The following is a 10,065-nucleotide window of genomic DNA, read 5'->3' as shown; positions in this document are numbered from 1 at the left end:
TGGTCCTCCAAAAGAATCATGAGAGCTAATTTTCTTTTTGTTTCAGGGAGCCCTCTCAAGAGTGCAGTTCTGAAAGGGCGATAGCTCGAATATCCCAAAGCCTTTGCGGCATTGCTAAAAGAGCCGAATTTGTCGCGTAGTTTGTTTGCTATGTATTCGTCGGTTATTGACATGACTTTCGTCTAAGCTAATTTAGCAAAAACTGTCAATGCTAAATTAGCAAAAACATAGTTGCCTGTAGTGTGTGTAAAGTACGGTAAATATGGGTAGTTAGATTAAAATAGCGTAAAATATTGAAAAATAAAAAAGCACCGTTTAGTCATTAGGACTAAACGGTGCTTGTGTCTGCATGGTAAGTTTTGAACTGGGTATAAGTGCTTATTTTAAAGCCTGTGAGGGGAGTTGGTTACTGGCGAGGGAGTATCTTATTGCGATGTTATTGTGGAGTCGGTTCTGTTGTCCATGCTCTCGGTGATCTCTTGGATATCTTCACCTAGATATGAGAGTAGTAGTCCTGTCTCGTCGCTAATTATTTCCGAGAGAAGGTTGATAGCTGCCGCTATTCTGTAAAGTTTAGATATTTCATTTTCCATTCAATTCTCCTGACAATTGCGTCAATTTTTGTGATGCACAAAGCTTTTTTGCTAAAATAGCACCAGAGGTTTGAAGCATTATAAAGCTCGTTATAGAATGTCAAGTGTGAATTTTTCTGTTTTTATCAGGTATGCCAATTAAAGACTCTTGGTGACAATCAAAAGATATTAAAATTTTGGGATAAATTAAGAGAAAAATATATTGTGAACTTTAGCAAAGAAGATACGACCATGGCTGTATGAATGGTTGGCCTTTAAGAAAGAGGCTCTTAATTCAGCCTGTCATTTTTTTAAATTCTTCGTCGGTGACAATTTTTTGATGGTCAAAGTCTTGGTTGGGATCTTTCGTTGGTAGTTTGCTGGTGCGTTTTCTTTTCTTCATTTTTTTTGGGCCGAGGCTTCCTTCAGAGTTAAAACGACAGAAATGCGAATAGCTCATGGAAATTAGCCCTTCTTTATGAAGCAATTCATAGATGGCTTTTTTCGTGTATCCTTCGTTGATGAGGTCTGTGATTTTTTGAAGGTTAACTTTGTATTGGACCCGTGCATGCTTTGCTTTTTTACCTGTAGGTGCTGAAATTTTTTGGTTTGTTTTTTTCATAAGGGTGTTTTTTCTTTAAATTGGTTATTCTCTTCTTTTGAAGATTTTGGCGAATTTATGCTATATTAGTGCTTATTGTCAATGCTAATTTAGTCTATGATTTTGCAGGATTTTAGTTTATTGTGCTCTCATGAAAAATTACGAATATGAATTTGAACGGGCTTTGGTGGCTGAGATAGTGGAGTGTTATCAGGCTCAGGGTATAGCGCACACCGAATTTGCTAGGATGATGTATGGCAATACTAAGACTGCGCCGAGTAAGTGGTGGAAAATACGCGAAGTTTCACCTACTGGAAAGCCGCAAGGAATGCCGGTTTCTGAGGCTGTTAAAGCTGCTGTGGTTCTAAATATTGATGTCGCCAGTCTTTTCTTTAGGGTTCAGGAAAAAATGAAATCTTTGTAGGTCGGTTGCTCTTTTGGGTGTTATGTTAGCAATTTATAGCTATACTTTATTTTAGCTTGACTTTTGCTAAATTAGCATTAGGTTTTGTGCCTGAAAATGCTAACTACAAATTGGAGCAAATATATGATTGATTGGGATCGCCCCCTGACAGAGAACGAAGCCGTATTTAAAAATATGGTGGTTGAATCGCTGCCTCCTATTATTGCCAGAAAAGATGTGGCTAAATATACTGGCGGATGGCTGTCACCTAAGACTTTGAGGAATGACGACAGCAGAATGGCCGGGCCGAGGCATCGTTATGAAAGTGGTCGCAAGGTTCTTTATAGGAGAGAAGACTTAGTGGAGTACGGTATTCGGAGGTTTGGTGTTCTGGAAAAGGAATGCATGATTTAGTTGGCACCTTTTTATGTTTGGGTTCCCAGTTTAGCTCTTTGAAAATTCAAACACCCAGCCGAAACAGGGTGTTTTGTTGGATCAAAGACGCAGTAATATAATCGGAATAACCGAGAGGGATTTCATCTACGTTCTGTAGTCAAAAAATAGGTGTATTTTATCTTTTAGCGATCATATCAACGTAGTCTTTGCCGATTACACTTGGATTGTATATGTCCGGGAAGTAGTACGGCAATGCTTTGGATGGCAGTGCTACTTGTAAAGGTGACTTTGGCGTGTCAGATGTGAGTAAGCCTTCGTCAATGAGTTCTTTAACAATTTTTCGCGCTGTTGATGTTGCTTTGTTAAGAATTGTGCCAGCCTCACCTCTTTTAACCTTTCCCTGCATAAATACTGCACGGAGCAGACGGGCTGAATCTGGATGCAGTTTTCCACCACGTTTTAAAGAATTGACCTCAACAAACCACTCAATACGCCGCTCAATCGTTTCAAGCGAAAGTAAATTGCTCATAAAGCCGATCTGATCAAGACATACTTCAAACATAAATTCTACAAAATCAGCAAGAAGCTCGCTTGCGCTATGAGTGGCTCTTTCCCCTTCCGGCGGCGGGTCGCATGAAAACAGATTGATCATGTATTCTTCTTTGTTTCTGGACAACCCACGCGACAGTGACCACAGGTTTGATTTATTAATATCGCACCGGGCCATATAAAGAGTTGAAAACAATCGTGACACGCGGCCATTTCCATCCCTGAACGGATGTAACCATGTCAGGCGGTGATGAGAGGCGGCCATGGCTATAATCCTTTCATCGCCAAAATATTGTTGCTGGTTATAATCATCTGAAAATTGTTGCAGAGCGATATTCAAATTTTCAGGATTAGGTCCGATCGAACCACCTGTTGCGACGTTTGGTCCGACCGAAATAAGTCTGTCTCGAAATTCTCCCGGCAGCACGGGAATATCTGTAAAACCATCTTTTTCATGAGTATAAAGATGGTCTGGCGACAAGTGGCAGTAAAACCTGGTATGAATCAGCCTCAGCAGGTCTTGGCTGGCGATATTTTTTATAGTGCCATTTTCAATATCGTTCATTAGTTCCATTTCTGCCAGAACGTGTGCAGCGCATAAGTCTTGTGCGTATCTTTTTTCAGAATCAGCATCAAAACGTTTGTCCATGGCATCTTCAATATCACGAAGAGTCGATTTGTGACCTTCAATGAGGTTGCTGTAGTAGCTATTGATTAACCGAAGATGGTCTCCGATGACTTTAGCTGTGTCTGGTGCCACCCGGCCTTCAAGAGAAGCCGATGAGGCGATAACTTCCTGTGCCATATCTTTTAAGGGCCCAATGTCTTTACGGTCAGGAATTACTATCGGCCAAAAGGTCATGTTTTCTCCAATTTTGAGCGGTTTGGATAGCGATCTTTTAAGGTTTGTAAATATTTAATTACACGATGTTTTTAGTCTTTTCAATGTTGCTGATTGTTCAAAAAATGAGCGGTTTGAATAGCGATCTTTTTGCCCGTGAAAAACCTGTATGTTAATCAACAACCGGTGGAGCTATTTTTAGCTATATTTGTAGAAAAAACGAGCGTTTTAAATAGCGATCTTTTGATGTGTTTAAGTTGTTGATATAGCGATGTTTTGTTTATGGATTAGAGTCTCTGATTTTGTCTTTTTGAGCGGTTTGTATAGCGATTTTCAAGCAGAAAAAATACGAGGTTATGCAATCGGACAATCTGTACGCACAGAAATGACCCCAGACAAATCAATTTGGCTGCGTATTTTTTCAATCTCATAATTCGCCTGCATAGCCAGCCAGCTTTCCGGGGTACGTCCGAGAACCTTTGAAAGGCGCAGGGCCATCTCTGGGGATACCGCACTTTTGGCATTCAGAACACGGGCGAGAGTGGAAGGAGCCACACCGAGCATAATTGCCAGCTTGCGGCAGCTAAGATTGTATTCTTTCATATATACGGAGCTGATAAGCTCACCTGGATGTGGGGGATTATACATAGTCATTAGTGGTAATCCTCATAGTTTAAGTGGTAATTAATCCATAGTCAGCAGATCTACCGCTCCTTGAGAATAGTCAGGGCTGAGGTGCGCGTAGCGCATGGTCATGTTGATGGTCTTATGGCGCATCAAAGTTTTGATTCGATAGATGTCCACTCCGGCAATAGCCAGCCAAGAGGCGAAAGTATGTCGCAGTGAATGGAATACGATTCGCTGGCTTTTGGATGTGGCAAATCTATTCAGTTTTAATTCGTCGGCAATGATTTTGAATTGCTTTGAAAGGTTTTCTTTCTTTTTGCCCCCGGAAAGGGGAGGGAAGATCTGCGCATCATCGGATTGCTCTCTGCGGCGCATGAGTACATCAAGGGCTACTGAGTTTAGCGGAATAGTCCCGCCCGGCTTTTGCCCGTTACTAATGAGCCTCACAGTTAGTGCTTTTCCATAAAAATTGACATCATGCCATTCAGCACGTTGAATTTCGCCAAGCCTCAGTCCTGTGTGCAGGGATAGCAGCATTGCATCATGCAGGTCCTGCCAGCTTTGACGCCAGAGATCCCTTTCAGATTTTTTGGCTTTCTTCAGTGTCGCAGACATTAAGAGTTTGGCTTCTTCTTTGGTGAGGAAGCGTTCTCTTTGGTTCTTGTTGCCGATTTGGGGCAGCTCTATATGGTCGATGGGGGACTGTCCTGAAAAAATCACAACGTCTTTTACAATCGTTGATGCTGCACGATTAAATACAGATCGTATAATCGCCATATGGTGGAGCACGGTCGCCTCAGCTAGCTTAGCGTCGTAGAGCGAATCCATGAATTCCTGAAGGAGGTCTGGAGTGATAGCTGACAAGGGAAATCCGCCAAGAAATGGATGAATGCGTTTGTCGGCTCTTTTTACATCATCCGTCCATGTTTTTCTTTTTTTGCGGTCACGTTTCCACGGAATATAGTATTGTTCAAAGAATTCTTGGAAGGTTATTTCTTTGATTTGCTCTTTGGCTTCTAGAGCTGCGACCTCAGCTTTTTTTTTGGCGTGATGTTCTTTGAGTGCGGCAAATGTGTTGGGATCTTCCCCTGACTTATAATTCTGCTGAAGTTTGTGTCTGAGGTCGGCGATTTCGGCCACTTTCCAACCTTCTGAAGACCATCCAATGCCTTCTTCTAAGGTCTTGCCTTGGCGGTACCATCGAACCGAGTAATATTTATCAGGATTTCCCTTGTATTTCCGGGTCGCATGTTCATAATATCGGACGCCTCTGGTGCTGCTAATTTTTTTCCATTCGGTTGTATTACGGGCTTTCATCTCTCCCGGTATACTCCCGGTTTTCGCCTTTTACAAGGGACTCCGAGGGACACTTGGGATTGCGTAAGGTGTTGAAATTATTTACTCAGGGACGTCAGGGGACATCGAAAAAAAGTTAAAAAATGGACTCTTAATCCGTTGGTTCAAGGTTCAAGTCCTTGGTGGCCTACCACAGTAAATACAGGGTGTTAGACGTTTAGTCTAGCACCCTTTTACTTTTTCAAAATCCGTCTTCCCCATACTCTTCCCCATAAAATCGAAAAAAGTGAAAAGAGCCTGATTAAGCTCAAATCTTTTCACTTTTCGTTCCCCATGTTGATTCTCGAATATTTCCCTTATTTGCCTCGTGATTTGTAAATAAAATATAGCTCGGTTAAAATGGACTAGTCTAGATAAAAATATGGAGCCAAGCATGAGTGACATTCAAAATGAGAAAAATATAAAATCGGAAATTGAAAGCACTGCTCAGGATCAGGCTGGCGGCAAGGAACCGGATGAAAAGAAGGAGGAAAAGCCTATACCTCCTTTTGTTACTTCCTGCCTAAAGCTGAAACGTGGGCTGCTGGATAAAGCTGTCAGCATCCTTCTGTTGCTGGTCGGAATTTACTTGGGCTGTTTGATTTTTATTGTCCTGCCGACGAAACCGGAAATAGGGATTCTGCTTAGAACTTTTGGCATGACCCTTTTAGTTGGGCTGTTTCTCTGGCTGATGAAGATTTTGGTTGTCTTTTGGGTCAAAGACGGGACTGCGCTTTTCAAAGCCGGGGTTAAGAATAGAATTTCAGCCGCTGATCTGCGTAAACGCTGGGACCGCGAAGTCGGCCACGATTTTTTGAATGTGATTTTTGAAACCAGACTTAAAGTTTTCCTCCGCTCTGAAAGGAATCCCGAACGAGCTTTGATTGCCAGAAGTTTCTATTCTCAGTTTATGCCGGACAAAGAGCGTGTAGCCATACTTTTCAAAGAGGGCTGTTTTTTTGATCTGGATGAAGTTCATAGAGCGGAAGAAGCCTGCCCCCGGCTGAAGCCTGTTGATTATGCTGGTATTGAAGCTCTCCGGTCAAAAGTCGATGAATTGCAAAATGAGCTGGAAATGGAGTTGAGACTGAAGGCCGAATTGCCGGAGGTCAATGTTGAGGCTTTTGAGCTAAAAATTAAAGAACTTGAAAAAGAATTGGAAGATGCGCGGACCCTGAAGGCTCGATTGTCGAAGTCTGAGAAAAAGTTGGAGGGCGCACGCAAAGAAGGATTCTTCTTCGCCAACATGATCCTTGAAATGGTCGCTGACCCGACAGCGAAAAAGCAGTTCCCGCATAAAGAGTATAAAGCCATCGCTGATAAGGTCATAGCCAAGGACTACATCCAGAAACTGGAAATGGTCAGACCTGCCAATTCAGTGATCGAAGAATTCCGTGAAAACCTCCCTGCTGAGTTCAGGCACGAGGGCAACAAACCAAAATAAAAACCACGGGACAAAATGGACAATATGGACAAAATTCGATTTCTGTCCATTTTGTCCATATTGTCCCGGATGATTTAGTTGAGAAAGCCCCCGGACCGAAGCCCGGAGGCATTGTTAATCATTCTCTGGCTCTGGCTGAGGGAATTGTTCTGGAACGTCTTTTAATTCCGGGTGACGATCGTAAAATCCATCTAAGGTCTCCAATTTAGTTCCACATTCAGAGCAAATGTCTTTTCGGCAATTTTCAGGAAGATCTTCTGCCAAATAAACCGTCTGGCATTTTGGGCAGATCATGTCTTCCGGTTCGTTGTTTTTATCTGAATTCAATGAAACGCTTTCTCTTGTTTTCCATAAATAAATCAGGATAATGGCACCAACAGCCAATTGTATATATCCTACAAAATCATATACTTTAAAGCCTTTATATCTTCCCCCACCAGTAAGCGGGGTCAAAACTCCAGACAAGAAACAAATCCAACCAGCCAGAATAAGAGTAAGTCTATTAGTTCCACCTTTGGAGGGTTTGATTTTGTGTGATTTTCTTCTATTTTTTTCCATGATTCTCCATAGCTTCCAGTGTTTTTGCGCCGAGGAACTTACCTGCACTCACCCATCCTCCGGGAGTTGGAGAAGGAGGTTGATTATCGATTAGTCCTGTTGCTGCTTCGCCTACGTTTTCAAGGTTTAAGTTCTTCTTTGTTCCAATCTTGCTTGTCCGTATGTTTATGTCGGCCTTTCTAGCTGTGTTTTTTGCAAAATTTTTGCCCCATTTAGCCGCTTTGCCTACATTTTTCGCCATGTGAGGAGCCGCTCCTAGAACTTCTTTACCTCCAAATGTCAGCCCTGCAACAACAGCAGGCATTGCAACTGCGGCTGCTGTTGTTCCCCATATTCTTGAATCATCAACAAAAGCCTTACCAGCCTTGGCAGTTGCTTCTTTGGCAGCCTTTCCTCCTTTTGTCAGAGCCTCTTCAACTCCGTCATAAACTGTTTCGAAAAATCCTTTATCTTTATCGTCTTTATTGTTCATCAGAGACGCACGTCGAGCTCGACTTAGGCGGTCTGCTTCAGCAAGGGCTTTATGCTCTTTTTTTGCCTGTTCCTTGGCATTGAATTGATTCTGCTTATTAGCTAGTTCTTGAGCCTTCTTATCCGCCTCCAAGCCTTGTTGTACGCCTACTGTATTCAGCTGGTCCAAAGCCTGCTGACTCAGCTGACCGAAAAAATCGTTATCTTTGGCTTGTTGGGCGTTATGAGTCGTATTTTGACTATGTCCATTGCCGCCTCCTCCGCCCAGAGTGTTATTGCCATTGTAGTGAGAGCCTCCCGGATCGGTGTTGTAGCCCCAACCTGCGTCTGTAGGACCGTAGGCACTTCCACTTGTTCCGTCATAACCCGGACCGAAATCGTTTCCAGCGTACCCACCGGAACTTGACGATTTGCTTTCGCTCTTCCCGTCATCGTCTGAACTGGATTCATCAAATAAACCCAACCGATCAACAAAGTTAACCGGATCATCTCCGCAATAACCATACAGGTCCACATCCCCGCCAGCATATCCCAGCGGATCAGGAGAAATGAAACGTCCGGTGGCAGGATCGTATTCACGGTATCCGAAGTGAACCAATCCAGTATCGGAATCATACAACCCTCCGGCAAAGCCGAGCGGAAGTACAAGTTCAGGACGGCTGTTCTGTATCATTATTCCGAAAGAATCATATAGAACTTCCTGTACACTGTTTCCCGACAAATCAGCAACAGCAAAAATACTGCCCAACTGATCGGTAGCCAGCAGCAGCTTCTGACCGTTGCGGATCATCCCGATGGCGTCACCGTCTTCATCGTAACGAAAGCGGGTCACCCCGGATTTGTCTTTCACCGCAGACAGGGTGACCAGATTATCCCAGTAGTAACGCTGAACAAGTTTGCCATCGATAAGCTTTTCAGCGCGGAAGCCGTTTTTATCAAAACGGTATTCAATCTCACTACCGTCAGGAAGCTGAACTCCGCAAAGCTGCCCGTTTTTCAGATAGCGGTAACAGGTCAGTCCATGTGAGTCTTTTTTACCTGTGAGGTCGCCGTTTTCATCATAGGAGTAAGCAACATCCCCGGCCTGAACAAGCTGACCAAGTTCATTGTAGTGATATTCCAGCGGCTGATCACCGGAAACCTGCGAAAACACACGCTGTCCCATTCGGTTGTAGCGATACATCTCAACCGGCTTTCCTCCACAGTGGACAATCTGCAAACGCCCCTCTTCATCGTACTGATATTCAAGAGCATGACTGGATTCTGCCGAAGCAAGGATTTTACCAGCAATGCGCAGTGTTTCAGCTCGATCCACGCCCATGACAGCAAAGGTGTTCCGGGACTCGGGAGTCTGGAACTGTACAACTTCATCTGCCATTTCATTGATGTCCACATTGTCACGCTCCAGCTCATCTCGGATGGTCCTGCCCGTTCCTGCCTTGGGCATGCGGGATTTTAGAATGGACTGCTTTCCGCTGAGTATCTTCTTGAATTCAGACTGAATCTCACTGCCGTAGGTCGTCCCCTGCAAACCCTGAATTACGGGCAGATTGGGATTCTCCTGCATGAACTGGGCATGGACCATGCGTCTCAGTTTGGCATGTTGAGCCTTGGTTTCTTCCCATTCATAATTTTTCAGGTCCCAGCGGCGTTTGACTTCCGGATTCATCATGGATGGGTACATGCGGTCAGAGGATGAGAATTCATCAAAGTCAGGCTTTGGGTCTGCAAGTTCTTCACCTGTTCTGCGGTCAACGATTTTCCAGAGATTTTCAATCTGCATTTCCGCAGGTTCAGTTTCACCGTACAGTACCAGTCCGGTTGTCAGTTCGCTACGGGGCCTCAGTTCCATTTTGTAATGATTGAAAGATTTCATCTTTCCTCCATCGTTTATAATTCTGGGGATGTGCTAGGAGCCCTAGCGGTTCAAAAGCAACTCTTCCCCGGACATTTATAAACTAGCCGGGAGGTCGGACATGGAATGACTTGACAGTGTCCGTCTTGGAAGAAAGGTGAAAATTGATGATTCAGGTAGCCCAAAAGCAACTTCTATCCTTCAATTCAGGATTTTTTTCAGAATTTAAACCCTTCTAAATTTAAAATTCACTACCCACTGATAAAATTGAAGTTTTATCAGCACGTTCTGTCCTGCTCCCACAGAATTTGGTGGTCCCACCACACAATTTGTCCTCTTCCAGATGGTTTTACTGTCCGATTAAACGTGGTTGCCTTGCATCGAAGAAAAAACACCTCCAACCAACAAGGAGA

At 43.6% G+C, this 10,065-nt stretch carries 10 protein-coding genes; 3 read left to right on the top strand and 7 right to left on the bottom strand.

Going from position 1 to position 10,065, the window contains the following annotated elements; all coding sequences use genetic code 11:
- Nucleotides 1-425 precede the first annotated feature (425 nt).
- Together FMS18_RS14205 and FMS18_RS14200 are read right to left on the bottom strand one after the other, a co-directional pair.
- A complete protein-coding gene (locus FMS18_RS14205) occupies nt 426-593 on the bottom strand; it encodes a hypothetical protein (protein WP_163295327.1) in 168 nt (55 codons plus the stop codon).
- 274 nt (nt 594-867) lie between these two features.
- Nucleotides 868-1,194 (bottom strand): TraK family protein, encoded by a 327-nt coding sequence (locus FMS18_RS14200; protein WP_163295326.1) that lies wholly within the window; start codon nt 1,192-1,194, stop codon nt 868-870.
- Between the two features lie 130 nt (nt 1,195-1,324).
- On the opposite strand from FMS18_RS14200, the gene FMS18_RS14195 reads away from it, so the two are divergent.
- Together FMS18_RS14195 and FMS18_RS14190 are read left to right on the top strand one after the other, a co-directional pair.
- The gene (locus FMS18_RS14195; RefSeq protein ID WP_163295325.1) at nt 1,325-1,597 is read left to right on the top strand and encodes a hypothetical protein; all 273 of its coding nucleotides are present in this window, start codon (nt 1,325-1,327) and stop codon (nt 1,595-1,597) included.
- 123 nt (nt 1,598-1,720) lie between these two features.
- Nucleotides 1,721-1,990 (top strand): hypothetical protein, encoded by a 270-nt coding sequence (locus FMS18_RS14190; RefSeq protein WP_163295324.1) that lies wholly within the window; start codon nt 1,721-1,723, stop codon nt 1,988-1,990.
- 157 nt (nt 1,991-2,147) lie between these two features.
- Here FMS18_RS14190 and FMS18_RS14185 read toward each other — a convergent pair whose 3' ends face one another.
- The 3 genes from FMS18_RS14185 to FMS18_RS14175 all read right to left on the bottom strand — a co-directional run bounded on the left by FMS18_RS14185 (nt 2,148) and on the right by FMS18_RS14175 (nt 5,306).
- A complete protein-coding gene (locus FMS18_RS14185) occupies nt 2,148-3,383 on the bottom strand; it encodes a Fic family protein (RefSeq protein WP_163295323.1) in 1,236 nt (411 codons plus the stop codon).
- A gap of 333 nt (nt 3,384-3,716) precedes the next feature.
- Nucleotides 3,717-4,016 carry a HigA family addiction module antitoxin gene (locus FMS18_RS14180; protein WP_163295322.1) on the bottom strand — a complete coding sequence of 100 codons (300 nt, stop codon included), beginning with the start codon at nt 4,014-4,016 and terminating at the stop codon, nt 3,717-3,719.
- Nucleotides 4,017-4,046: 30 nt separating this feature from the next.
- The gene (locus tag FMS18_RS14175; RefSeq protein WP_163295321.1) at nt 4,047-5,306 is read right to left on the bottom strand and encodes a site-specific integrase; all 1,260 of its coding nucleotides are present in this window, start codon (nt 5,304-5,306) and stop codon (nt 4,047-4,049) included.
- 412 nt (nt 5,307-5,718) lie between these two features.
- Here FMS18_RS14175 and FMS18_RS14170 point away from each other — a divergent pair, with 412 nt between their 5' ends.
- Complete coding sequence (locus tag FMS18_RS14170; RefSeq protein ID WP_163295320.1) at nt 5,719-6,768, top strand: hypothetical protein; 1,050 nt, start codon at nt 5,719-5,721, stop codon at nt 6,766-6,768.
- A 114-nt stretch (nt 6,769-6,882) separates the two neighbouring features.
- On the opposite strand, the gene FMS18_RS14165 is transcribed toward FMS18_RS14170, so the two are convergent.
- Nucleotides 6,883-7,326 (bottom strand): hypothetical protein, encoded by a 444-nt coding sequence (locus FMS18_RS14165; RefSeq protein ID WP_163295319.1) that lies wholly within the window; start codon nt 7,324-7,326, stop codon nt 6,883-6,885.
- Nucleotides 7,313-9,673 carry an RHS repeat domain-containing protein gene (locus FMS18_RS14160; protein WP_163295318.1) on the bottom strand — a complete coding sequence of 787 codons (2,361 nt, stop codon included), beginning with the start codon at nt 9,671-9,673 and terminating at the stop codon, nt 7,313-7,315. Before FMS18_RS14160 ends, FMS18_RS14165 begins: the two co-directional genes overlap by 14 nt.
- Nucleotides 9,674-10,065 lie beyond the last annotated feature (392 nt).

Origin of the sequence: Desulfovibrio sp. JC022, from assembly GCF_010470665.1 — a bacterium.
In the GTDB taxonomy this organism is placed as follows: domain Bacteria; phylum Desulfobacterota; class Desulfovibrionia; order Desulfovibrionales; family Desulfovibrionaceae; genus Maridesulfovibrio.
Note: the sequence above shows the minus strand (reverse complement) of the source record. Positions and strands in the feature narration are given on the sequence as shown.

Bases quoted from the DNA above. Each gene is read 5' to 3' on its own strand.
- FMS18_RS14205 (WP_163295327.1), bottom strand. From the start codon at position 593: ATGGAAAATGAAATATCTAAACTTTACAGAATAGCGGCAGCTATCAAC.
- FMS18_RS14200 (WP_163295326.1), bottom strand. From the start codon at position 1,194: ATGAAAAAAACAAACCAAAAAATTTCAGCACCTACAGGTAAAAAAGCA.
- FMS18_RS14195 (WP_163295325.1), top strand. From the start codon at position 1,325: ATGAAAAATTACGAATATGAATTTGAACGGGCTTTGGTGGCTGAGATA.
- FMS18_RS14190 (WP_163295324.1), top strand. From the start codon at position 1,721: ATGATTGATTGGGATCGCCCCCTGACAGAGAACGAAGCCGTATTTAAA.
- FMS18_RS14185 (WP_163295323.1), bottom strand. From the start codon at position 3,383: ATGACCTTTTGGCCGATAGTAATTCCTGACCGTAAAGACATTGGGCCC.
- FMS18_RS14180 (WP_163295322.1), bottom strand. From the start codon at position 4,016: ATGACTATGTATAATCCCCCACATCCAGGTGAGCTTATCAGCTCCGTA.
- FMS18_RS14175 (WP_163295321.1), bottom strand. From the start codon at position 5,306: ATGAAAGCCCGTAATACAACCGAATGGAAAAAAATTAGCAGCACCAGA.
- FMS18_RS14170 (WP_163295320.1), top strand. From the start codon at position 5,719: ATGAGTGACATTCAAAATGAGAAAAATATAAAATCGGAAATTGAAAGC.
- FMS18_RS14165 (WP_163295319.1), bottom strand. From the start codon at position 7,326: ATGGAAAAAAATAGAAGAAAATCACACAAAATCAAACCCTCCAAAGGT.
- FMS18_RS14160 (WP_163295318.1), bottom strand. From the start codon at position 9,673: ATGAAATCTTTCAATCATTACAAAATGGAACTGAGGCCCCGTAGCGAA.